22 protein-coding genes are annotated in these 22,423 nt (G+C 71.6%); 13 read left to right on the top strand and 9 right to left on the bottom strand.

Annotation, left to right across the window (positions count from 1 at the left end; genetic code table 11):
- Window positions 1-257: 257 nt before the first annotated feature.
- On the top strand, window positions 258-833 hold the full coding sequence (locus tag BCR15_RS08465) for a zinc-binding dehydrogenase (protein WP_078919800.1): 576 nt from the start codon (window positions 258-260) through the stop codon (window positions 831-833).
- 26 nt (window positions 834-859) lie between these two features.
- On the opposite strand, the gene BCR15_RS08460 is transcribed toward BCR15_RS08465, so the two are convergent.
- From BCR15_RS08460 to BCR15_RS08440, 5 genes are all read right to left on the bottom strand, one after another.
- A complete protein-coding gene (locus BCR15_RS08460; RefSeq protein ID WP_068751773.1) occupies window positions 860-1,408 on the bottom strand; it encodes a GNAT family N-acetyltransferase in 549 nt (182 codons plus the stop codon).
- Between the two features lie 93 nt (window positions 1,409-1,501).
- Window positions 1,502-1,813: an AzlD domain-containing protein gene (locus tag BCR15_RS08455; RefSeq protein WP_068751743.1), complete on the bottom strand. Its 312-nt coding sequence runs from the start codon at window positions 1,811-1,813 to the stop codon at window positions 1,502-1,504.
- Window positions 1,810-2,502, bottom strand: coding sequence for an AzlC family ABC transporter permease (locus BCR15_RS08450; RefSeq protein ID WP_068751742.1), 693 nt, complete (start codon window positions 2,500-2,502; stop codon window positions 1,810-1,812). The genes BCR15_RS08455 and BCR15_RS08450 overlap by 4 nt, the downstream gene beginning before the upstream one ends.
- A 10-nt stretch (window positions 2,503-2,512) precedes the next feature.
- The gene (locus tag BCR15_RS08445) at window positions 2,513-3,898 is read right to left on the bottom strand and encodes a HAMP domain-containing sensor histidine kinase (RefSeq protein ID WP_408647392.1); all 1,386 of its coding nucleotides are present in this window, start codon (window positions 3,896-3,898) and stop codon (window positions 2,513-2,515) included.
- Window positions 3,899-3,930: 32 nt separating this feature from the next.
- Entirely contained in the window at window positions 3,931-4,617 is a 687-nt protein-coding gene (locus tag BCR15_RS08440; RefSeq protein WP_068751740.1) for a response regulator transcription factor, read from the bottom strand.
- Window positions 4,618-4,713: 96 nt separating this feature from the next.
- Here BCR15_RS08440 and BCR15_RS08435 point away from each other — a divergent pair, with 96 nt between their 5' ends.
- Entirely contained in the window at window positions 4,714-5,190 is a 477-nt protein-coding gene (locus tag BCR15_RS08435; protein WP_078920430.1) for a low molecular weight protein-tyrosine-phosphatase, read from the top strand.
- Between the two features lie 42 nt (window positions 5,191-5,232).
- The gene (gene argF / locus BCR15_RS08430; protein WP_068751738.1) at window positions 5,233-6,228 is read left to right on the top strand and encodes an ornithine carbamoyltransferase; all 996 of its coding nucleotides are present in this window, start codon (window positions 5,233-5,235) and stop codon (window positions 6,226-6,228) included.
- A 62-nt stretch (window positions 6,229-6,290) separates the two neighbouring features.
- Here the strand turns inward: argF and BCR15_RS15280 are convergent, their stop codons facing one another.
- Entirely contained in the window at window positions 6,291-8,336 is a 2,046-nt protein-coding gene (locus BCR15_RS15280) for a bifunctional metallophosphatase/5'-nucleotidase (RefSeq protein ID WP_176715208.1), read from the bottom strand.
- 226 nt (window positions 8,337-8,562) lie between these two features.
- On the opposite strand from BCR15_RS15280, the gene pdhA reads away from it, so the two are divergent.
- The 4 genes from pdhA to alr are packed head-to-tail and all read left to right on the top strand — an operon-like array spanning window position 8,563 to window position 13,322.
- Entirely contained in the window at window positions 8,563-9,660 is a 1,098-nt protein-coding gene (pdhA, locus tag BCR15_RS08420; RefSeq protein WP_228383451.1) for a pyruvate dehydrogenase (acetyl-transferring) E1 component subunit alpha, read from the top strand.
- On the top strand, window positions 9,657-10,634 hold the full coding sequence (locus BCR15_RS08415; protein WP_068751736.1) for an alpha-ketoacid dehydrogenase subunit beta: 978 nt from the start codon (window positions 9,657-9,659) through the stop codon (window positions 10,632-10,634). Before pdhA ends, BCR15_RS08415 begins: the two co-directional genes overlap by 4 nt.
- A 28-nt stretch (window positions 10,635-10,662) precedes the next feature.
- Window positions 10,663-12,189: a dihydrolipoamide acetyltransferase family protein gene (locus BCR15_RS08410; RefSeq protein WP_068751771.1), complete on the top strand. Its 1,527-nt coding sequence runs from the start codon at window positions 10,663-10,665 to the stop codon at window positions 12,187-12,189.
- Between the two features lie 17 nt (window positions 12,190-12,206).
- Window positions 12,207-13,322, top strand: coding sequence for an alanine racemase (gene alr, locus BCR15_RS08405; protein WP_068751735.1), 1,116 nt, complete (start codon window positions 12,207-12,209; stop codon window positions 13,320-13,322).
- Between the two features lie 4 nt (window positions 13,323-13,326).
- Here the strand turns inward: alr and BCR15_RS08400 are convergent, their stop codons facing one another.
- On the bottom strand, window positions 13,327-14,028 hold the full coding sequence (locus BCR15_RS08400) for an EcsC family protein (RefSeq protein WP_068751734.1): 702 nt from the start codon (window positions 14,026-14,028) through the stop codon (window positions 13,327-13,329).
- A gap of 90 nt (window positions 14,029-14,118) precedes the next feature.
- On the opposite strand from BCR15_RS08400, the gene aat reads away from it, so the two are divergent.
- Genes aat through pheA form a run of 4 tightly spaced genes read left to right on the top strand, consistent with a single transcriptional unit; the run spans window position 14,119 to window position 17,478 of the window.
- Window positions 14,119-14,862, top strand: a complete 744-nt coding sequence (gene aat, locus BCR15_RS08395) for a leucyl/phenylalanyl-tRNA--protein transferase (RefSeq protein ID WP_141680078.1) — start codon at window positions 14,119-14,121, stop codon at window positions 14,860-14,862.
- A complete protein-coding gene (locus BCR15_RS08390; protein ID WP_068751733.1) occupies window positions 14,855-15,718 on the top strand; it encodes an Fpg/Nei family DNA glycosylase in 864 nt (287 codons plus the stop codon). Before aat ends, BCR15_RS08390 begins: the two co-directional genes overlap by 8 nt.
- A gap of 27 nt (window positions 15,719-15,745) precedes the next feature.
- The gene (locus BCR15_RS08385) at window positions 15,746-16,558 is read left to right on the top strand and encodes a DUF1206 domain-containing protein (protein ID WP_068751732.1); all 813 of its coding nucleotides are present in this window, start codon (window positions 15,746-15,748) and stop codon (window positions 16,556-16,558) included.
- Window positions 16,559-16,578: 20 nt separating this feature from the next.
- Window positions 16,579-17,478: a prephenate dehydratase gene (gene pheA, locus BCR15_RS08380; protein ID WP_078919797.1), complete on the top strand. Its 900-nt coding sequence runs from the start codon at window positions 16,579-16,581 to the stop codon at window positions 17,476-17,478.
- A gap of 4 nt (window positions 17,479-17,482) precedes the next feature.
- On the opposite strand, the gene BCR15_RS08375 is transcribed toward pheA, so the two are convergent.
- Together BCR15_RS08375 and BCR15_RS08370 are read right to left on the bottom strand one after the other, a co-directional pair.
- On the bottom strand, window positions 17,483-19,009 hold the full coding sequence (locus tag BCR15_RS08375; RefSeq protein ID WP_068751730.1) for a diacylglycerol/lipid kinase family protein: 1,527 nt from the start codon (window positions 19,007-19,009) through the stop codon (window positions 17,483-17,485).
- 38 nt (window positions 19,010-19,047) lie between these two features.
- Window positions 19,048-20,262, bottom strand: coding sequence for an MFS transporter (locus BCR15_RS08370; protein ID WP_197971708.1), 1,215 nt, complete (start codon window positions 20,260-20,262; stop codon window positions 19,048-19,050).
- An 89-nt stretch (window positions 20,263-20,351) separates the two neighbouring features.
- Here BCR15_RS08370 and serS point away from each other — a divergent pair, with 89 nt between their 5' ends.
- Window positions 20,352-21,623: a serine--tRNA ligase gene (gene serS, locus BCR15_RS08365; protein WP_068751728.1), complete on the top strand. Its 1,272-nt coding sequence runs from the start codon at window positions 20,352-20,354 to the stop codon at window positions 21,621-21,623.
- Window positions 21,620-22,423 carry an HAD family hydrolase gene (locus BCR15_RS08360; protein ID WP_068751727.1) on the top strand — a complete coding sequence of 268 codons (804 nt, stop codon included), beginning with the start codon at window positions 21,620-21,622 and terminating at the stop codon, window positions 22,421-22,423. Before serS ends, BCR15_RS08360 begins: the two co-directional genes overlap by 4 nt.

Here is a 22,423-nt window from a genome sequence, read left to right as displayed (position 1 = left end):
CTCGACATCCTCACCCGCTGCCGCCTCACAACCCTCCCCGGCACCAACACCGAGGAGGTGACCGAACCCCTCGCCCTCACTGCCTAAACGAAGGAACCCCCGCTACACCACTCCACGGGGCTTGACCTGGACCAGACCACCTGCACGGCGGTCGCGCCGCTGGCGGTCTTGACCGTCCGCACGTAGGGAGACATGCCACCAAGGCTAGAACCAACCCCGATTAGTGCACACCCCACGGACACGAACCCCTAGTCAACGTGAACTCGACCCCCAGATCCGGCAATGGTGAGCCAAGTCAGGTCCAACTGGCCAAGCACCTCGGCGCGAGCGTGGTCACCACCGTCTCGGCGGGCAATGCCGAGTTCGTGCGCGAGCTGGGCGCTGACGAGGTGATCGACTACCGCACCGACGACTTCGTCGCGCGCCTCGCAGGTAACCCCGTGGACCTGGTCCTGGACACCCAGGGCGGCGACACCACCACCAAGTCGCTGCGGGTGCTACGCCCCGGCGGCACCGTCATCGGGATCGCCGGTACGCCCGACCCACACCTGGCGGACCAGGCAGGCGCCGGCAAGCTCGTCAAGCTGGCGCTGGCCGCCCTGAGCCTGCCGCTTCGCCGACGGGCCAGGAAGCTCGGCGTGTCCTACAGATTCTTGTTCATCCATCCCGCCGGCCAGGCGCTGCGCACGATCGCCGGCCTGGTCGACCAGGGCGTGCTGCGCCCTGTCGTCGACCGGGTCCTGCCGTTCGACGAGACCCGCGAGGCGCTGAAGCAGGTCTTGGCCGGCGGGACCCGCGGCAAGGTCGTCGTCACCACCCGGCCGGACCGGTAGAACCCCGGCCAACTGCACGATGTCCCTCACTCAGTGGCTGGCTGTCCGATCCGGTAGACGACGTGGGGTCGGAGCGCACTGCCCATCGCGATTCTGGGATGGTCGAAGAGCCGGTGGGGAACCATCCCGAGCCGCTGCATCACAGCCTGCGAGGGCAGGTTGATCACGGCAGTCATCGACCAGATCACCGGTAGCCCGAGCTGATTGAGCCCGACGTCGAGAGCCGCGCGCGCTGCTTCCGTCGCGTAGCCCTTGTGCCACGCACGGCGAGCGAGCCGCCAACCGACCTCCTGATCGCCACTGCCCGGGACATCTGCTGGCATGGGGTTGAGTCCGGTGAAGCCGATGAACTCGCCGCTGTCGAGGATCTCGAGTGCCCAGAGCTCGAATCCCTGGGACTCGAAGCGTTCCTCGATGCGGTCGATGAGCTGATCACTGTCGGCACGATCCAGCGCGGCCGGGAAGTAGCGCATGACCTCGGGGTCGGCGTTCATGGCCGCGAAGGGAGCCCTGTCGCTGGCGCGCCAGCGACGCATCAGCAGGCGCTGCGTTCGGATCTCCCAGTAGGCCGTCATCTGCCTGAACATAGCGAGCGTCGGGGAAAGTGGAGGCAGAATTACACCGGCGTAACCTGTGCACAGCTGTGCGCAACCCTGTGGACAACCCGCTCAAGCCATGCCGGCCAGGCGCGCCAGCGCAGCCGCGGCCGCCCCGACGACCACGACCACGAGGTAGGGCGCCCGCACCAGCAGCGCGACGGCGGCCGCCCCCAGCGCGACGACCCGCGCGTCGAGAACGATGGACGTCCCGGAGACAAAGGTGTTCACCGCCACCAGCGACGCGAGCAGCCCGACGGTGACCCCGTGCGAGAGCGTCGACACCCACGGGTTCTCCAGCCACGAGGCCGGCAGCAGGTAGCCGACGAGCTTGGTCACGTACGCGATCGCGCACGCGGCGAGGATCCACAGCCACAGGCTCACGGCCGCACCGCCCCACTCCCGGCGCGACGCCGGTGCTGCGCGGCCGTCATGGCGAGGGCGACCGCCGCCGCGATGATGATGGGGATGCCCGGCGGGACGGCCGGCGCCACCGCGACCGTGACCACCGCCGCGACGACCGCCACCGCCACCGGGTCCCGGCCCCGCAGCCGTGGCCACAGGAGGCCGAGGAAGGCCGCCACCGCGGCGCCGTCGAGGCCCCACGCCGCCGGGTCGCCCAGCGCGTCGCCGACGAGCGCCCCGACCACCGTGAACAGGTTCCACAGCACGAACACCGCGAGGCCGCCGGCCCAGAACCCGCGACGCTCCTCGTCAGCGTCCTCCGCGGCCGACGCCGTGGCGATGGACTCGTCGATCGTCACCTGCGCTGCGGCGAAGCGTCGCCAGCGCCGCGGCCGCAGCATCGCGTTGGCCGTCACGCCGTAGATTGCGTTGCGCACACCCAGCAGGGAGGCGGCGGCGGTGGCGGAGCCGAGCGACCCGCCTCCCGCGACGACGCCGACGAACGCGAACTGCGATCCGCCCGTGAACATCAGCAGGCTGAGGGCCGACGCCTGCGCCACCGACAGGCCCGCCGCGACCGCCAGCGCCCCGAACGAGATCCCGTACAGGCCCGTGGCGACGCCGACCGACAGCCCGCGCCGCTGCGCGGGGGTGAGCGCAACCGTCACGCCACGGACCTCACAGCGTCGGCTCGGCCGTCTCGGTGATGACCGGCAGCCGCATCACGAACTTGGCGCCGCGCTCGGTGTCGTTGCTGGCGCGCACCGACCCGCCGTGCGCGCGCACGGTGTGGTCGACGATGGACAGCCCGAGGCCCGTGCCCGGCGTGTTGCGGGCGCGGTCCGAGCGGTAGAAGCGGTCGAAGATCAGCGGCAGGTCCTCTTCCGCGATGCCCGGCCCCTCGTCGACGATGGTCAGCGTCCCGTCCTCGAGCGTCACCGTGATGGTGCCGTCGGAGGGGGAGAACTTCACGGCGTTGTCGAGCAGGTTGGTGATCGCGCGCTCCAGCGTCGCGGCGTCGGCCATCACCGGCGTCGGCTCAAGCGCGACGTCGAACCTGATGCCAGGGCCGCGACGGCGCGCGCGCTCGACTGCTGCCTCCGTCACGTCGGCCATGTCCAGCGGCTCGTGGGGGCGCTGGAGGTGGTCGTCGCGGGTGAGGGCCACGAGGTCGCCGACGAGGGCGGAGAACTCGCCGAGCTGCGCCGCGACGTCGCCGAGGATCACCGAGCGGGCCCCCTCGGGGAGCATGCCGGACTTGTCGTCGGCGAGCAGTAGCTCGATGTTCGTGCGCATCGACGTCAGCGGCGTGCGCAGCTCGTGGCCGGCGTCGGCGATGAGCTGGCGCTGCTGTTCCCGCGACGTCTGCAGCGAGCGCAGCATGAGGTTGAACGACTTCGTCAGCTCGCCCAGGTCGTCGCGGCCGTAGATGCGGATGGGGTTGAGCTGGTCGGTCTGCGTGACGGACTTCACCGCCTGCGACAGTCGCCGGACGGGGGCCAGCACGGCCTGTGCCGCCCACAGCGCCGCGACGGTGGTCGTGACGATGCCGAGCAGCCCGGCCGCCAGCAGCACGATCCACAGCGAGCCGAGTGTGGCCTCCAGCGCGGTGGTGGGCCGCCCGTAGATGACCGCGTAATGGTCGGCGTCGACGGTCATGGGCACCGACACGATGCGGTAGGCGGTGCCGTCGGCGTCCACGGTCCGCGCGGACGACCCGCTCTGCATCCGCGCGATCGTGATCTCTTCCGCCCCGGCCGGCAGCGCCACCGGCTGCCCCGGAACCTGCTTCACCACGCCGTCGGCGGACACCAACGCGAGCAGGCCGTTGGACGCGCCCAGCATGTCGGCGGACAGGCCGCCCATGTTCGACACGTTCGACGAGATGGTCTGCGACGCGGTCTGCGCGACACCGACCAATTCCCGGTCCAGCTGCTCAAGCAGCGACCACCGGGTGACGCCGTACGACGTCGCCCCCACCGCGAGGACGGACAGCGCGACGCTGCCGCCGGTGAGCAGCGCGAGCCGCCACTGCAGCGACTGCCCGCTGACGAGCCGGCCGATCCCGCGCCGCAGGCGGATCCACCAGCTCCCGATCACGGGGGCGTTTCACGCAGGACGTAGCCGATCCCCCGTACCGTGTGGATGAGTCGGGGGCGGCCTCCCGCCTCCGTCTTCCGGCGCAGGTAGCCGATGTAGACCTCGAGCGAGTTCGCCGTCGTCGGGAACTCGAATCCCCACACCTCGTTGAGCAGTGTGTTGCGTTCCATGACCCGGCGCGGGTTCTCCATGAAGACCTGCAGCAGGGCGAATTCGGTGCGCGTGAGCGAGATGTGCTGGCCGCCGCGCGTGACCTCACGGTGCTGCGTGTCGAGCGTGACGTCCTGGAACGTGAGGACCTTGGACTCGGCCTCCGGGGCCGGCTTCGAGCGCCGCGTCAGGGCGCGCAGCCGGGCCAGCAGCTCGTCGAGCGCGAAGGGCTTGACCATGTAGTCGTCGGCGCCGGCGTCCAACCCGTCCACCCGGTCCCCGACCGCGTCGCGCGCCGTGAGGATGAGGATCGGGATGTCGTTGCCGCCCTCGCGCAACATGCGGGTGGTCTCGAGGCCGTCGAGGCGCGGCATCATGACGTCCATGATGATGGCATCGGGCGTGTAGCTGACGAGTTTGGCTAGGGCCTCGACGCCGTCCGCGGCGGTCTGCACCTCGTCGCCGGTGTACGTCAGCGACCGGGCGAGCGAGTCGCGCACCGCCTGATCGTCGTCCACCACCAAGATCTGCATGACCGTCCCCCGTCTGCTTTCACTGCATACAGCGCCTCATCCTACCCGCACCCCGCCGACTCGGCGCTCGCGCCGTGCCTGGGTATCGTGGACGTCATGGCAACGCTTCTGTTCGTGTGTTGGGGCAACATCTGCCGGTCACCCATGGCCGAACGTGTGGCACGCCGTCGGGCCGACGAGTTGGGGCTCGACGTGCGGATCGAGAGCTTCGGCGTCTCGAGCGAGGAGGAGGGCAACCCCATCGACCGCAGGGCCGCCCGGATCCTCGAGCAGCACGGCTACGACGCCTCCGGCCATCGTGCGCGGAAGATCGGCGCCCGCGACATCGCCTCGGCGGACCTCGTCGTCGCCGCCGAGCCCATGCACGTCTCGCGGCTGCAGCGCATCGCGCCGGGCGCGACCAACCTCGTGCTCCTGAACGACTTCAACCCCGACAAGCCGGAGGGCGAGTCGCTCGTCGACCCCTGGTACGGCACCGAGGACGGCTTCCAGGAGACGCTGGCCGACATCGAGGCCGCCGTCGACGGCGTGCTCGCGGCGGTCACCCGGGGTCGGGCGCACGCGGGGCGGTAGCCTGTGGGTCCTCACGGACCCGATCCAGGAAAGGCGACGACGATGAGCCTGCGCGGCCGCAGCTTCCTCAAGGAGCTGGACTTCACCCCCGACGAATGGCGTGGCCTGCTCGACCTCTCGGCCGAGCTCAAGCTGCAGCGGCGCGAGGGACGCGAGGAGCGCCGCCTCGTCGGGAAGAAGGTCGCGTTGCTGTTCGAGAAGACCTCCACCCGGACCCGGTGCGCCTTCGAGGTCGCCGTCGCCGAGCAGGGCGGCATGACCACCTACCTGGACCCCTCCGGGTCGCAGATCGGACACAAGGAGTCCGCCGCCGACACCGCCCGCGTCCTGGGCCGCTGGTACGACGGCATCGAGTACCGCGGCGCCGGGCAGGACATCGTCGAGACTCTGGCCGCCAACGCCGGCGTGCCCGTCTACAACGGCCTCACCGACGACTGGCACCCCACGCAGATGCTCGCCGACCAGCTCACGATGATCGAGCACAGCGGCAAGCCGCTGGAGGAGATCTCCTTCGCGTTCCTCGGCGACGCCCGCAACAACGTCGGCAACTCGCTGCTGATCAGCGGCGCCCTGATGGGCATGGACGTGCGGATGGTGGCGCCGGTCGCGCAGCAGAACGCCGACGACGTGGTGGCCGAGGCGCGCCGCCTCGCCGCGACGACGGGGGCGCGGATCGCCGTCACCGACGACGTGGCGGCCGGTGTCGCCGGCGTCGACTTCGTCTACACCGACGTGTGGGTCTCGCTGGGCGAGCCCAAGGAGGTGTGGGCCGAGCGCATTGAGCTCCTGCGGCCCTACCAGATCAACGCCGAGCTGCTGCGCGCCACCGGCAATCCGGACGTGAAGTTCATGCACTGCCTGCCGGCCTTCCACGACCTCGCCACGACGGTGGGGCGCGGACTCAAGGAGGAGTTCGGCATCGAGGGCGTGGAGGTGACCGACGAGGTCTTCGAGTCCGAGGCGAGCATCGTGTTCGACCAGGCGGAGAACCGGATGCACACCATCAAGGCGGTGCTGGTCGCGACGCTGGCCGGCTGACCGGACTGGAGAACGATGAGGGGGGGCCGGGCTCAGTGCCCGGCCCCCTGAATCGTGATGGGTCAGTTGCCCGTGGAGGGCAGCCCGGGCCGGACGACCGGCGGTGTGGGCTCGTCATCGTCGTCGACGGGGGCGCCGTCGGCGAGCTCGACTGTCACGGGCACGAGGATCTCCGTGCCCGATTCGGCCACCTCGAAGCGGACGAGCTGCTCGCCCTCCTCGACGTCGGCGTCCTGCGGCAGCGCCACCTGGATGGTCGCCACACCGTCGGTCACCGTCGCGGTGCCGACGACGACCTCACCGACGTACGCGGTGATCGCCGAGTTCTCAAGCACCGGCGAGACCTTGTCGCCCTCCAGCAGGTACATGTCCAGCGTCTGCGGCGCCACGCCGCCCGCGAGCGGCTGACCGAACGTGTAGGTCAGGGCCGCACCGCCCTCGACGAGGGCACCCTCCGGGAGCGACGCGGAGACCCCCCGCTTGGAGTAGTCGGGCGACAGCGTGCCCTGCTCGGCCACCCAGGCGACCCACGCCTCGAGGTCCGCGCGGCCGGTGTCGCGGGTGTTGGCGCCGTCGGCCAGCACGTGGAAGTTGTCGCCGCCCGAGATGAGGAACGATCCGCTGCCCACGGTGTAGACCTTCGCGGGGTCGATGGGCGCCCCGTTGATCATGATGGACGTGATGCGTTCACCCTCCGGCAGGGACTCGTCGTAGGTGTAGGTGACGTTGTCGGACAGGCCCAGCTGCAGGAATGCCCGCGACGGCACCTCGCCGTCGGAGTTGCGCTGCCACTGCTGCTCCAACATCGTCTTCACCTGGGCGCCGGTCAGCTCCGTGGTGAACAGGGAGTTGGCGAACGGGAGGACCATGGCGGCCTCCTGGTAGGTCACCTCACCGGCGTCGAAGGAGTCGCGGGTGCCGCCGGGGTTCTGGACCCCGATGAACTCCGGATCGTCCTCGCCGAGGGTTTCGGCGAACATCTGCGCCACCAGGTTGCTCATGGGCGACTCCTGGTCGCGGGTGCCGGCGGTGCCGTCGCCCGCGGTGGAGACCGCCTCGGAGGCCTCCCCGATCACCTCGGCGCCCAGCACGCCGGCCTCCTCGGAGGCGGCGGCGACGATCTCGCTCACCTCGGTCAGGCGGGCCGACGTCCCGGCTTCCTCCGGCACCTCGACCAGGCTCACCTCGGGCGCGCCGCAGACGGCGCCGGTGGTGTCGTCGACCGACAGCACCAGCTGCGCCAGCATCGAGCCGTAGGACCCCGCCTGCACGACCGGGACGCCCGCGTCCGTCGTCCAGGTGTACTCCTGGTGCGTGTGCCCGTTGAAGATCGCGCTCACGCGCGCGTCGACGTCCTGGTAGATCGAGGCGAAGGCCGTGGAGGCCGCCGCGTTGTCCGCCGCGGAGGCGTCGCCGTCGGCCGCGCCCTCGTGGAACGAGGCCAGCACGACGTCGGCCTCACCGTTGGCGGCGTCGCCGTCGAGGAGCTGATCCGTGACCCGGTTGACGGCCTCGACGGGGTCGCCGAAGCTCAGGCCTGTGATGCCGGCGGGGGAGACGAGGCTCGGCACGTCGTCGGTCACGGCGCCGACGACCGCGATGGTCACGCCGCCCTTCTCGAACAGTTCGTAGGCCTGGAGCGGAGCCGCCACTGTCGTGGTGCCGGCGGTGTAGACGTTGGCGCCCAGGTACGGGAAGTCCGACTGCGGCACGACGCGCCCGCTGAGGTCGCTCCAGCCCTTGTCGAACTCGTGGTTGCCGACGGCGGAGGCGTCCAGGCCGATGGCGTTGAGGACGTCCAGCGTCGGCGTGTCGTCGAGGATCATCGAGTCGAACGTCGACGCCCCGATGTTGTCGCCGGAGCTCAGCAGCAGCACGTTGTCCTCGCCGACGGCGACGCGCGCCTCCTCGACCGGCGTGAACAGCTGCGCGGCCTCGGACAGGCGCCCGTGGAAGTCGTTGAAGCCGAAGACGGTGATCTCGCCTGTGGGGGCGACGCACTCGCCCGGCGCGGCCGACGCGGGGGTGAAAGTGGTGAGGGCGACACTGCCCGCCACGAGGGCGGTCGCGGCGAACGTCGCCGTCGCCCTCCTGGTTGTTCTGATCATGTCTCTCCGTGGGATAGGGAGCGGGGACCGGCCCGCCGCGAAACAAAACGGGCCATTGGCGCCCACTCTTGACGCCCGCATCGGTGCCGTCAAGCCGTTTGCGTGTTGTTAACGCTGCCGTCACCGCGCCGCCACCCCGGGTACCCGCTGCGTCACAACTATCGACCCGAAACCCCGTAAGCTACGCTTGCGTAAGCTACGGAAACGTAACTTGGAAGGAGGCCGCGTGCGCGGTCAGAGCGACGACATGGTTCAGCTGCTCACCCCCGACGGGACCCGAGTGGAGCACGACGAGTTCCGGTTCGACGGCACCACCGAGGACCTGGTCGGCTACCTCAAGGACATGATCCTGGCCCGCAGGTTCGACGCGGAGGCCACGGCCCTCCAGCGGCACGGTGAGCTGGGGCTGTGGACGCCGCTGATCGGGCAGGAGGCCGCCCAGGTCGGCTCGGCCCACGCGCTGCGGCCGGCCGACGTCGTCTTCCCGTCCTACCGCGAGCACGCCGTCGCGATGGTGCTGGGAGTCCCGGTGACCAACATGCTGTCGCTCTTCCGCGGCTCCAACGGCGGCTACTGGGAGAAACTCGACTCCTTCAAGAACTACCAGATCGTCATCGGCTGCCAGACGCTGCACGCCACCGGCTACGCCATGGGCCTGCAGCTCGACGGCGCCGTCGGCAACGAGCGCGACGACGACAACGCCGCCGTCATCGTCTACCACGGCGACGGCGCCGCCAGCCAGGGCGACGTCAACGAGGCGTACGTGTTCGCCGCCTCCTACAACGCGCCGGTGGTGTTCTTCTGCCAGAACAACCAGTGGGCCATCTCCGAGCCCATCGCCCTGCAGTCGCGGATCCCGCTGTACCAGCGCGCCCGGGGGTTCGGCTTCCCAGGCGTCCAGGTGGACGGCAATGACGTGCTGGCGGTCAAGGCCGTCACGGACTGGGCGATGGCCCGCGCGCGGGCGGGCGACGGGCCGGCGTTCATCGAGGCGTTCACGTACCGCATGGGGGCGCACACCACCTCCGACGACCCGACGAAGTACCGCGAGCGCGCCGACGAGGAGGCCTGGCGCGGCCGCGACCCGATCGCGCGCCTCACCACCTACCTGCGCGGCATGGGCGCCATCGACGACGCGTGGCAGGACGCCGTCGAGGCGGAGGCCAAGGAGTTCGGGGCCGCGGCCCGGGCCGCCATCCCGACGCTCGAGGCCACGACGATGGAGCGCCTCTTCGACACCGTCTACGCCGAGCCCACCGTGGCGCTGGAGGCGCAGCGCCGCGAGTACGCCGAGTTCGCCGCCGCCCTGGAGGAGGACGCATGAGCGAGACCTTGACCATGGCCAAGGCCCTGAACCGGGGGCTACGCCGCGCGCTGCAGGCGGACCCGAAGGTCCTCCTCGCGGGAGAGGACATCGGCAAGCTCGGCGGCGTCTTCCGCATCACCGAGGGCCTGCAGGCGGAGTTCGGCGAGAACCGCGTCGTGGACTCGCCGCTGGCCGAGTCCGGGATCATCGGCACCGCCGTCGGGCTCGCGATGCGCGGCTACCGGCCCGTCGTCGAGATCCAGTTCGACGGCTTCGTCTTCCCCGGCTTTTCGCAGATCGTCACCCAGGTGGCCAAGATGCACATGCGGACCGGCGGGCACACGGCCATGCCGATGGTGATCCGGATCCCGTTCGGCGGCGGCATCGGCGCGATCGAGCACCACTCCGAGTCCCCGGAGGCCTACTTCGCGCACACGCCTGGGCTCAAGGTCGTCGCCTGCTCCAACGCCAACGACGCCTACTGGATGATCCAGCAGGCCATCCAGTCCGACGACCCGGTCGTCTTCCTGGAGCCGAAGCGCCGCTACCACGTCAAGGGCGCGGTCAACTTCACGGCCCGGCCCGCCCCCATGCACCAGGCCCAGGTGTCGCGCTACGGCACCGACGCCACCCTGCTGTGCTACGGCCCGATGGTCAAGACCTGCCTCGACGCGGCCGCCGTGGCGGCGGAGGAGGGCACGTCGCTCGAGGTCGTCGACCTGCGCACGCTGAGCCCCCTCGACTGGGTGACGATCGAGTCGTCGGCGCGGCGCACGAAGCGCGCCATCGTCGTGCACGAGGCGCCGAAGACCCTCGGCGTCGGCGCGGAGATCGCCGCGAAGCTGCACGAGGACCTGTTCTACGTGATGGAATCGCCGGTGCTGCGCGTGGCCGGCTACGACATGCCCTACCCGCCCAGTCGCGTCGAGGAGGAGTACCTGCCCGGCGTGGACCGGATCCTCGACGCCGTCGACCGGTCGCTCGCGTACTAGGAGTGGTGAGATGAAGCGTCAGTTCCTGTTGCCGGACCCGGGCGAGGGCCTCCTGGAGGCGGAGATCGTCGCCTGGCGGGTCGCCGCCGGTGACGTCGTCGAGGTCAACGACGTGCTGGTCGAGATCGAGACCGCCAAGTCCCTGGTCGAGCTGCCGTCGCCGTTCGCCGGGACCGTCGCCGCGCTCCTGGTGGCGGAGGGCACCACGGTCGAGGTGGGCACTCCCATCGTCGAGATCGACGACGGCGCCGAGCCGGAGCCGGACGAAGCCGGACCCAACCTCGTCGGCTACGGTGCCTCCGACGGTGCGCCCACGCGGCGGCGACGCCGCACGCGCGAGACCCCCGACCACGCCTCGGCTGCGGCTGCCATGTCGGCCGCCTACGACCAGCACGAGCCGGGCCGGCGGGCCGACGAGGTACAGCCCGCCACCGTCGTCACGGCTCAGGCGAGCGGAGACCCGCTGCCGACACCCGGCACCGCGCCATCCGAGTCCCAACTCGTCCTGGCCTCCGACCCGGGCGACGCGAAGGCCAAGCCGCCGGTGCGCAAGTACGCCAAGGACCTGGGCGTGGACCTCGGGACCGTCATCGGCACGGGCCCCGACGGCACCGTCACCCGCCGCGACGTCGAGGCGGCCGCCGCGTTCCGGTACCTGGACGAGCAGCCCGCGCAGGGCCGCATCCTCAACGACCACGCCGCGTTCCAGGCGTCCGGGCCACGCATCGGCGACGCCGACGCGGCGCCGGGCCAGCCGCACGCCGGCACCTCGTTCAGCGGCTCCAGTTTCGGCGCGGGCTTCGGCCCCTCCGAGGGACTCGGCGGCTTCGATCCGCGCCAGGGCCGCGCCGAGCGCCGCGTCCCGATCAAGGGCGTCCGCAAGGTGACGGCCGAGAACATGGTGCGGTCCGTCCAGACGCACGTCCATGTCACCGAGTGGATCACCGTCGACGTCAGCGCCACCATGGATTTCGTCGAGACCCTCAAGGGCCGCCGGGAGTTCACGGGGCTACGCGTCTCGCCGCTGCTCGTCTACGCCAAGGCCATCTGCCTGGCGCTGGAGCGGAACCCGGAGCTGAACTCGTCGTGGGACGAGGAGCGCCAGGAGATCGTCTACTACGGCGACGTCAACCTCGGCATCGCCGCCGCCACGCCCCGGGGGCTCATGGTCCCCAACATCAAGGGCGCGGACCGGCTGAGCCTGTTGCAGCTGTGCCAGGCGATCAACCAGCTGGTGCAGGTGTCGCGGGAGGGCAAGCTCCAGCCCGGCGACTACGCCGCCGGCACGTTCACCATCACCAACGTCGGCGTGTTCGGCGTCGACGCCGGTACGCCCATCATCAACGGCGACGAATCCGCGATCTTCTGCATGGGATCGATCCAGCGCCGCCCGTGGGTGGTCGGGACGGGCGCCGACGAGCGGGTCGTGCCGCGCTGGGTGACGACGCTCGCGGTGGCGTTCGACCACCGGGTCGTCGACGGCGAGCAGGGGTCGCGGTTCCTGCACGACGTCGCGTCCATCCTCCAGGAGCCCGCGCTGGCGTTGCTGTTCTGATCCGCCACACTGTCCCCATGCCCGCGCCCACCCGGTTCCACGTCGACCTCGACGCCATCCACGCCAACCTCGCGGTCGCCCGCGACCTGGCCGGCGGGCGCACGATGCTCGCCGCGGTCAAGGCGAACGCCTACGGGCACGGCCTGGTCGAGGTGGCGCGCAGCATCGAGCAGCGCGGATCCGCGGACTGGCTGGGCGTCGCCGTGACCGACGAGGCGAGCCGGCTCCGCGCGGCCGGGGTCCGGCTGCCCATCCTCAAGTTCACGCCCACCTTCGACGACGACCTCGCCGAGGCCGTCGCCGCCGACGTCACGCTCTCGGTCGGGACGGCCGGGGCCATCGACGCCGCGCAGGCCGCGGCCGCCGCCGCGCGCGGCACCGTCGACGTGCACCTCAAGCTCGACACCGGCATGCGACGCGTCGGCGCCGATCCGGCGGACGCCGTCGACCTGGCCCGCCGCATCGACCGCGCCGCCAACCTCCGCCTGGGGGGAGTGTTCACGCATCTGCCCATCAGCGACGTCGCGGCGGGGAGCGCGTTCACCCGCGACCAGCTCTCGCGGTTCGAGGCCGCCGTCGCGGAGGTCGAGGCGGCCGTCGGCCCCGTCGAGCACGTGCACGCCGCGAACTCCGGCGCCCTGCTGGGCCACGACCTCGGGCGCACGACCATGGTGCGCCCGGGCATCATGCTGTACGGCTCCTACCCCGACGCCGAGACGCCGAGGACGAGGGCGCTGCACGACGTGGGCCGCTGGGTGTCGCGCCTGAGCTTCGTCAAGCGGGTGGAGGCAGGGGAGAGCGTCGGATACGGCCGGTCCTGGGTCGCGCCCCGCGATACGTGGATCGGCACGGTGGCCGTCGGCTACGGCGACGGGTACTCGCGGCTCCTGTCGTCGCGGGGGCGGATGCTCATCGCGGGCCGGTCCTACCCGGTGGTCGGGCGGGTGTGCATGGACCAGACCATGATCGACCTCGGCCCGGACCAGCCGACGGCGGCCGTGGGCGACGAGGTGGTGCTGATGGGCGACAGCGGTGCCGAGCGCATCGGGGTCGACGAACTCGCCCAGCTCATGGACACGATCACCTACGAGGTGACCTGCCTCATCACGGACCGGGTGCCGCGCGCGTACTGACCGGCTACTCCGCCGGGCCCGAGGCCTCCGCGGCGCCCTCCGCGTGCCCCGACGAGGTCCGGGGCCGCCGGCTGGGGAACTCGTTCATGGCGTGGATCGCGATGGCGCGGGTGGACCAGCCGTCGACCGCGGCGCCCACGCCGCCGCCCACGAGCGGGATCCCGCGGGCCAGGCGCAGGCCGAGCCGCTTGCCGGTGACCTGGTTGAGGGCACGGTCGAGCAGCGCCCGCGACACCTGCCCGTCGAGCCGCGCGTCGAACACCGGCGCGGTCGCCACGACCAGCGGCGAACTGGGGAGCACGCCGGTGCTCACCAGGTGCGCCATGGCGCCGGGGCCGAGCATGACCATGAGGATCGCCGTGCGGACGCGCGGGTCGCCGACCTCGTAGCCGCGCAGGTGGGCGATGCCGGACACCAGGCGGGCCTGCAGGAACGACGACGCCGCGATGTTGGCGGGGATCGTGAGCAGGGAGACGAAGAAGCCGCCCCAGTTGGTCGCGAAGCCCTGGCCGCCCGCCATGGCGACGTGCTGGGCGATCATCCGCGACACGGCGGCCTCGGGGTCGCTGCGCTGGGCGAGCAGCTGATTGGCGGCCTGCTTGGCGCCCGGGAGCTTCCCCTTGCCCTCGATGGCCAGCTGCAGGAGTTCGTGGAAGACGTCGGCGGTGAACCCTTCGGCCACCGCGACGACACGCTGATCGCTCATGCGGTCCCCTTTCCGAGTTCAAGCGTCGCACACGCACCCAAACCCGTCGACCCCTCCCGGACGGTCGGTGCAGCCTGCCAGACTGGGACGATGCTGGGCGTGACGTTCGGCCGGCCGCACGACTGGCCGGGCCAGGATCTCATCGGATACTCCGAAGAGTTCAGCCCTGCCCTGGCGCTGGAGGGATACCGCTGCGGCGTCTTCCCGATGCCCCTGGAGCCGGACGCGCCCGAGATGGGGTGGTGGTCGCCCATGTTGCGGGGGCTCCTGCCCATCCGCGGGCTGCACGTGACGAGGTCGCTGCGCCGCTCCGCCCGGAGATACACCACGACGGTCGACGCCGCGTTCGACCAGGTCGTCGACGCCTGCGCTGACCCGGCGCGCCCGCACGGCTGGATCGACGAGCGCGTCGCGTCGGTCTACCGCACCCTGCACCGCGGAGGCTGGGCGCACTCCGTCGAGACGTGGGACGGCGAGGGGCGGCTCGTCGGCGGCCTGTACGGCGTGCACGTCGGGGGCATGTTCGCCGGCGAGTCGATGTTCCATCACCCGGCGCTGGGACGCGACGCGTCCAAGGTGGCGCTGCTACGGCTCGCCGTGGAGCTGACCGACGTCGGAGTCACGCTGCTCGACATCCAGTGGCTGACGGAGCACCTCGGGACGCTGGGCGCGTACGAGGTGCCCCGCGAGGAGTATCTGACGCGCCTCGACCGGGCGCTGGCGCTGCCGGGGCTGCGGTGGTCCGGACGCGGCAGCATGGACGGGGCGGCCCTGACGGCCGCGTGGCAGAGCAGCCGCGGCGGGCTGTCGCTGAGAGGAGGACCCGATGCCTGAACTTCCTGAGGTGGCGGCGCTCGTCAACGCCCTCGATGCGAAGGCGCGCGGCCGGGTGATCGCGGAGGGCCACCTGGTGTCCTTCGCCGCGCTCAAGACCTACCGGGTGCCGCTGACGGCACTGGCCGGGCTGGAGATCGACGGCGTCAGCCGGCACGGCAAGTTCATCGACGTCGCCGCCCAGGGCGTGCACCTCATCGTGCACCTCGCCCGGGCCGGCTGGGTCACGTGGCACGAGGTCGCGCCCAAGGTCCCGGCCAAGCCCGGCAAGTCGGGGCTCGCGCTTCGGATCGTGCTCGACGACGGGTCGGGGTTCAGCGTGACCGAGGCCGGCACCCAGAAGCACCTGGCGGTCTACGTGGTCGAGGACCCGGCCGAGGTGCCCGGGATCGCGGCGCTCGGCCCGGACCCCATGGATCCCGCCTTCACGGCCGATGACCTGCGCGCCATCCTGGCGCGCGCCGGTCGCGCCCAGATCAAGGGCGTCCTGCGTGATCAGAAGGTGCTGGCAGGCATCGGCAACGCATACAGCGACGAGATCCTCCACGTAGCCCGCCTGAGCCCCTTCAAGCCGGCCGACACACTCGACGAGGCCGCGGTCGCGGGCCTGTTCGGGCACCTTCGGCGTGTGCTGGGTGACGCCATCGGCTCGGCCGCCGGGGTCCCCATCGATCAGCTGAAGGACGCCAAGCGGGCGGGGATGCGCGTCCACGGCCGGACCGGACAGACGTGTGACGTGTGCGGCTCGACCATCGCCGAGGTGTCCTTCGCGGACTCGTCGCTGCAGTACTGCCCGGGCTGCCAGACGGGCGGCAAGCGCCTGGCCGACCGCCGCATGTCCAAACTGCTCAAGTGACCGGCCGCGGCGCCCTACGATGAGCGCATGACTGACGGGGGCGTGAAGCGCGAGGTCCGGGACAAGGCGAAGCAGGTCGAGGACCATCCCGCCGCCGCCTGGTGGGCCGCCGTCGGCCACGTCGTCAACGGCATCGTGCACGCCATCATCGGGGCGATCGCCATCGGCGTCGCCCGGGGCACCGGCGGGTCGGCGGACCAGTCCGGAGCCATGCGGGCCATCGACGCCCACCCGCTCGGCTCGATCGCCCTCTGGGTGGTCGGGATCGCGCTGCTGGGCCTGGCGGCTTATTCGGTGATCCTCGCCATCGGCGAATCGCGACACGACAAGAGCGACGCGGCCAAGAGTGCCGGGCGCGCCGTCATGTACGTCGCCGTCGGCTCGGCCGCGCTCACGTACGCCACGGGCGGCTCGTCGGACGGCGAGGAGGCGACGGAGTCCCTGAGCGCGCAGCTGCTGCAGTCCTGGTGGGGGTCCGGGCTGCTGGTGATCGCCGGCGTGGTGATCGTCGCGATCGGCGTCGGCATGATCATCCGGGGCGTGACCCGGTCGTTCCTCGACGACGTCGACATGCCGCCCCACTTCCGCACGACGTTCGTGTGGCTCGGGATCGGCGGCTACGTCGCCAAGGGGATCGCCGTGGCGATCGTCGGGATCCTGTTCGTCGTGGCGGTCGTCACCCGCGACCCGTCCAGCACGGGCGGTCTCGACGGCGCACTCAAGGCGCTGGTCGAGGTGCCCGGGGGACAGGCGCTGCTCATCGCCGTCGCGGTGGGCCTGATCCTCTACGGCATCTTCTGCCTCGCCCGCGCCCGGACCACGGCGCGTAAGGGTAGCTGAACGCGCCTAAGCTGAGGCCCGTGCTCGGATACTTCGGCCCCGCGGGGACCTTCACGCATCAGGCGTTGCGCTCCATCACCGACGACGAGGCGATCGCGTTCGCCAGCGTCCGGGAAGCGCTCGACGCCGTGCGCGCGGGCGAGGTCCGCGGCGCGGTGGTGCCGATCGAGAACTCCGTCGAGGGCGGCGTGTCCGCAACGCTCGACGAACTGATCGCCGGATCCCCGCTGGCCATCCGCGGCGAGATCGTCATCCCCGTCGAGTTCGGCCTCTACGCCCGGCCGGGCACCGAGCTGGACGAGGTCCGTCAGGTCCTCACGCACGGCCACGCCGCCGCGCAGTGCCGGGAGTGGCTCGCGACGACCGTGCCGTCCGCCCAGGTCACCGAGGCGGGCTCCACCGCCGGCGCGGCGGCGGAAGTCGCCCGGCCGGACTCGCGCTACGACGCCGCCGTGTGCGCCCGCGTCGCCGGCCAGTTGTACGGGTTGGACGAGTTGGCCTACCAGATCGAGGACAACCCGGGTGCGGTCACGCGGTTCGTCGAGGTCGGGGTCGCGGGTCCGGTCCCCCCGCGCACCGGCGCCGACAAGACCACCTTGGTGGCCTACATGCGCGTCGACCACGCCGGCGCGCTGCTGGAGATCCTGGAACAGTTCGCCGTGCGCGGCGTGAACCTGAGCCGGATCGAGTCGCGCCCCACGAAGACGACACTCGGCTCCTACTGCTTCTCGATCGACGTCGAGGGTCACCTCCACGACAAGCGCGTCGAGGAGGCGCTCGAGGGCCTCCACCGCATCTGCCCCACGGTCCACTTCCTCGGCTCCTATCCGCGCGCGGACCGCGCCCGGCCCGTCGTCGGCCACGGCTTCTCGGACGCTGAGTTCGACGACGCGGCCGCCTGGGTGCGCTCGCTCGGCTGACCGGTCAGCCGGGCAACACGACGCGCACCGCGTCGGGGATCACCTCGAGGCGGACCCTGCGGACCTCGCCCACGACGTCACCGTCGACCTGGCAGAGGACCGGCTCGGCGAACTCCGCCACCACCACCCGGCCCGACAGCCGGTCGAGGAGCGGCTCGTCGGCCGACTGCCGCAGCACACCGCCGATCATCCGCGCCACGTCACCCGCCGTCCGCGGGGAGGCGATCAGCACCTCCAGGCTGCCGTCGTGCGCGCTGGCCGCGGGCATGAGGGAGACCCCCGGGTAGAGGTCGCCGACGTTGCCGACCTCCACGAGCGACGCGTCGCGTTCGAGCGGGTCGCCGTCGTCGACGGTGAGCCGGAGCGGCACGGGGCGGGCCCTGACGTGGCCGCGCCCGGCCCACACGTAGGCCGCCGGCCCGAGGGCGCGCTTGAGCGCCTCGTCGGTGTCATGCAGCACGGCCGCGTCGGCGCCGAACCCGACCATGACCGCCGCGATGCCGGAGCGCCCGCCGTCGGGCTCGGTGTAGCGCAGGAGGTCCAGTGCCGTCGGCGTGCCCGTGAACGCGGCGGCCAGCGCCCGGCCGGCGTCGAGCGGGACGCCGAGGTTGCGCGCGAGCAGGTTGCCGGTGCCGGACGGGAGGATCGCCACCGGCACGCCGGCGCCGGCCAGCCCGGCGCAGACGTCGCGGACGGTCCCGTCGCCGCCGATCACCAGGACGAGGTCGGCGGAGGACTCGACCGCGGCGCGCGCCATGCCGCCGCCCGGGTCCTCGGCGGTCGTCGCCAGCCACACGGGAGATTCCCAGCCGCGCGCCGTGGTCTCGTGCGTCACGAGGCGGTGGACGGCGTCGAGGTCGCGCACCCGGGTCGGGTTGTACACCACGACCAGCCGGCCGGGTCCGGTCCGGGCGGGCTGCGGCGGCAGCATGTGCACGTTCGCGGCGAGGCAGGACACCGACACGACCAGCCCGCCCAGCAGGAACCCGCCCCCGACGTCGCTGACGTAGTGGGCGCCCAGCAGCAGCCGCCCGACCGCGACCATCACCACGGCCACCACGCCCAGCAGCCGGGTGAGCAGAACGGTGCGCCGCGGCCGGCGGGTCGTCGTCGTGAGGACGCCAGCGAGCATGGCGGCGACCGTGGCCGCCGTCGTGTGGGCGGACGGATAGCTGAGGGGGTCTATGCTGACGAGGAAGTCCCAGGGACTCTCCGGCCGGTCGCGCGCGACGGTGACCTTGAGCAGCGCGGTACTCAGCACGGCCAACGCGACAGCGACGAGGATCGCCTGCGACATGGCCGTGAAGCGGCGCCGGGACGCCCACCACGCGGCGGCCAGCAGGGCGGGGTAGATGATGACCGGTGAGGTGAGCAGCGCCAGCGTGGCGGCGGCGTGGCCGATCAGCGAGGTGCTCGCGACGGGGGAGTAGGGCCAGAGGCCGTCCACGGTCAACGGCGGCAGCAGCGTCCACGCGAGGAGGGCGGCGCCGAATGCCAGCGTCGCCGCGACCGTCACGCGCGAGCGCCTCATGCGCCGATTGTCCCACTGCGGACGACGGCGCAGCGGCGTCAGCGCCGACCGGGGCGGCGCTTCACGAGCAGCCACGGCACCACGGCCGCCGCCATGACGAAGCCCGTGACGGCGAAGGCCCATCCGAAGCCCACGGCGTCGGCGATCGCCCCCGCGAGGAGGGTGCCCGCGATGGAGCCGAGGTCCATGGACATCGAGTAGGTCGACAACGCCTGCCCCCCGTTGCGGTTCGCGCCGATGATGTCGGCCATCAGCGCCTGCGACGCGGGCGCGATCAGCGCGGCCCCCGCGCCGGCGAGGGCGGACAGGGCGAGGAAGAGCCACAACGAGTCCACCCAGCCGAAGAAGACGGTCGCCAGCGCCGACACCGCGAGACCGAGGACCAGGAAGGGCCGACGCCCCATGCGGTCCACCAGCCGGCCGGTCGCCTGCTGCGCGACGGCGTTGCCCAGGGCGAAGAGGGTCAGCGCGATGCCCGCCGCCGTCGCCCCGATCGTCGGGACCGCGGCGGCCATCAGCGGCAGGAGGGCGATGCGCACGCCGAAGTTCGACCAGCCGTGCGCGAATCCGGTGACGAGCAGCGCGCGGTAGTACGGCATGCCCATGGCCTCGGCGAGCGTCATCCGCTCCTGGTGCTCGCCCGCCTTCGGCCGCCCACCGGCCCGGCCGCGGAGGAACACCAGCACGACGCCCGCGGCGAGGAACACCGCGCCCGCGTAGATGAAGAACGGGATCCGCAGACCCAGGCCCTGCATGGCGGACCCGAGGATGGGGCCCAGGATGTTGCCGAGCAGGAAGGCGGTGCCGTACAGCGACGACGTGTGGCCGCGCTGGGCGGGGGGCGACAGCCGGACGAGCAGGGCCATCGACGAGACCGTGAACATGACCGAGCCCATGCCGCCCAGCCCGCGGAACACCAGCAGCCACCAGAAGTCGGTCGCCAGACCGCTGAGCGCGCTGGAGGCGCCGACGATGAGGAGGCCGACGAAGTACACCCAGCGCTCACCCAGCCGGTTGACCAGCTCCCCTCCGACCGGGGCGAACACGAGCCGCACGAACGCGAAGACCGACACGATCGACGATGCCGCCATGAGGCCGACGTCGAACGACCGGGCGAACTGGGGCAGGATCGGGGCGACGATGCCGAAGCCGAGCGCGATGAGCATCGCCGAGGCCACCAGCACCCAGATCTCCGGCGGGATCGGAGCCCGCCGCGTCGCCACCTTCACCGTGTCCTCCATCGTCCTCGTCAACGCCCCACCCTAGGTCACCGCGCCGCAGGCCGGATGCTCAGGCGGCGGGCGCACGGGGACACGTGCGCATCGTCGGTAAGGTTGGGGCCATGATCGATCCCAAGTGGCTGCGCACCGACCCCGACCGCGTCCGACGCTCGCAGGCGGCCCGCGGGGCCTCGGTCGAGCTTGTCGACGAGCTGATCGCCGCCGACGAAGCCCGCCGCGCCGCGATCGTCGCCTTTGAGACCAGGCGCGCCGAGCAGAAGAACCTCGGCCGGGACGTCGCCAAGGCCAAGGGCGACGAGCGCGCCGTGCTGCTTGAGCGCACCAAGCAGCTCGCCGTCGACGTCAAGACCGCGCAGGCCGACGCCGACGCCGCCGAGGCCGCCTTCACCGACCTCATGAAGCAGGTGGGCAACCTCGTCCTCGACGGCGTCCCGGAGGGCGGCGAGGACGACGGCGTCGTGCTGGAGACGGTCGGCGCCCCGCGCGACTTCGCGGCCGAGGGCTTCGCGCCCCGCGACCACCTCGAGATCGGCGAGCTGCTCGGCGCCATCGACATGGAGCGCGGCACCAAGATCTCCGGCTCGCGGTTCTACGTCCTCACCGGCGTCGGCGCCCAGCTCGAGATGGCCCTGCTCAACCTGGCCATGTCGAAGGCCGCCGAGTGGGGCTTCACGCCGATGATCCCCCCGGCGCTGGTCAAGCCCTCGGCCATGGAGGGCACCGGTTTCCTCGGTCAGGCGGCGCAGGACGTCTACCACCTGCCCGCCGACGACCTCTACCTGGTCGGCACCTCCGAGGTGGCGCTGGCCGCCTACCACGCCGACGAGATCCTCGAGGCCGACACCCTGCCCCGGCAGTACGTCGCCTACTCGCCGTGCTTCCGTCGTGAGGCGGGCTCCTACGGCAAGGACACCCGCGGTATCTTCCGGGTGCACTGGTTCGACAAGGTGGAGATGTTCGTCCACTGCGCCCCCGAGGACGCCGAGGCCTGGCACGACCGGCTGCTCGGCTACGAGAAGGACTTCCTGACGGCCCTGGAGATCCCGTTCCAGGTGCTCGACGTCGCCTCGGGCGACCTCGGTCTGTCCGCCGCCCGCAAGTTCGACTGCTACGCGTGGCTCCCCACGCAGCAGCGCTACCGCGAGGTCACCTCGACGTCGAACTGCACCGAGTTCCAGGCCCGCCGCCTGCAGATCCGCGCCCGCTTCGCCGACGGCGTCCGCCCCGTCGCGACCCTCAACGGCACGCTGTGCGCCATGACCCGCATCATCATCATGCTGCTGGAGAACCACCAGCTCGCCGACGGATCCGTGCGGGTGCCTGAGGCGTTGCGGCCGTACCTGGGCGGGCGTGAGGTTCTGGCCCTGTCATGAGCTTCACCCCTCGACTCGTGGCGCTGGACATCGACGGCACCCTCGTCGACCCGTTCGGTGAGATGCCCCGGGAGGTGCACGCCGCCGTCCGGCGCGTCGTCGACGCCGGCGTGCCCGTGGTCCTGTCGACGGGCCGCTCGTGGCTGTCGACTCAGACGGTCTTCGAGGAGCTCGGGCTGCCGCGGGGGTGGGCCGTGTCGTCGAACGGGGCGATGGTGGTGACCTACCCGCCCTTCGAGGTGCGCCACGAGACCCGCTTCGACCCTGCCGAGACCGTGCACCGGGTGGCCGAGCTGGCGCCCACCGCCTGCATCGCCGTCCAGGACGGGCTGCACTGGCGGGTCAACCGCCCCTTCCCGGAGGGCGAACTGCTGGGCGACGTCAGCATCGAGACCATCGACGAGCTCGCCTCCCGCGACGTGTCGCGCGTCATCGTGCGGGACCCGCACAGCTCCGAAGAGGTGTTCAACGGCATGGTGAGCCAGCTCGGACTGCACGAGGTGGCCTACTTCATCGGCTGGTCCGCGTGGCTCGACATCGCGCCCATGGGCGTCGACAAGGCGCACGGGCTGCAGATCGTGTGCGACGAGCTGGGCGTCCGCGCCGCCGACGTGCTGGCCATCGGCGACGGCCGCAACGACATCGAGATGCTGGAGTGGGCCGGGCGGGGCGTCGCGATGGGCGACGCCCCCGACGAGGTCAAGGCCGCGGCGGATGCCGTGACCGGCAACTTCGCCGACCTCGGCACCGTCGACGAGCTGGAGCAGTGGTTCCCGCCGAGGATGGCCGACGCCATCTGA

Source organism: Tessaracoccus lapidicaptus, from assembly GCF_001693815.1.
Classification (GTDB): Bacteria; Actinomycetota; Actinomycetes; order Propionibacteriales; family Propionibacteriaceae; genus Arachnia; species Arachnia lapidicapta.
Note: the sequence above shows the minus strand (reverse complement) of the source record. Positions and strands in the feature narration are given on the sequence as shown.

Bases quoted from the DNA above. Each gene is read 5' to 3' on its own strand.
- BCR15_RS08400 (WP_068751734.1), bottom strand. From the start codon at position 14,028: ATGAGCGATCAGCGTGTCGTCGCGGTGGCCGAAGGGTTCACCGCCGAC.
- argF (WP_068751738.1), top strand. From the start codon at position 5,233: ATGAGCCTGCGCGGCCGCAGCTTCCTCAAGGAGCTGGACTTCACCCCC.
- BCR15_RS08360 (WP_068751727.1), top strand. From the start codon at position 21,620: ATGAGCTTCACCCCTCGACTCGTGGCGCTGGACATCGACGGCACCCTC.
- BCR15_RS08415 (WP_068751736.1), top strand. From the start codon at position 9,657: ATGAGCGAGACCTTGACCATGGCCAAGGCCCTGAACCGGGGGCTACGC.
- BCR15_RS08375 (WP_068751730.1), bottom strand. From the start codon at position 19,009: ATGAGGCGCTCGCGCGTGACGGTCGCGGCGACGCTGGCATTCGGCGCC.
- BCR15_RS15280 (WP_176715208.1), bottom strand. From the start codon at position 8,336: ATGATCAGAACAACCAGGAGGGCGACGGCGACGTTCGCCGCGACCGCC.
- BCR15_RS08435 (WP_078920430.1), top strand. From the start codon at position 4,714: ATGGCAACGCTTCTGTTCGTGTGTTGGGGCAACATCTGCCGGTCACCC.
- serS (WP_068751728.1), top strand. From the start codon at position 20,352: ATGATCGATCCCAAGTGGCTGCGCACCGACCCCGACCGCGTCCGACGC.
- BCR15_RS08460 (WP_068751773.1), bottom strand. From the start codon at position 1,408: ATGACGGCCTACTGGGAGATCCGAACGCAGCGCCTGCTGATGCGTCGC.
- BCR15_RS08440 (WP_068751740.1), bottom strand. From the start codon at position 4,617: ATGCAGATCTTGGTGGTGGACGACGATCAGGCGGTGCGCGACTCGCTC.
- BCR15_RS08390 (WP_068751733.1), top strand. From the start codon at position 14,855: ATGCCTGAACTTCCTGAGGTGGCGGCGCTCGTCAACGCCCTCGATGCG.
- alr (WP_068751735.1), top strand. From the start codon at position 12,207: ATGCCCGCGCCCACCCGGTTCCACGTCGACCTCGACGCCATCCACGCC.
- BCR15_RS08385 (WP_068751732.1), top strand. From the start codon at position 15,746: ATGACTGACGGGGGCGTGAAGCGCGAGGTCCGGGACAAGGCGAAGCAG.
- aat (WP_141680078.1), top strand. From the start codon at position 14,119: ATGCTGGGCGTGACGTTCGGCCGGCCGCACGACTGGCCGGGCCAGGAT.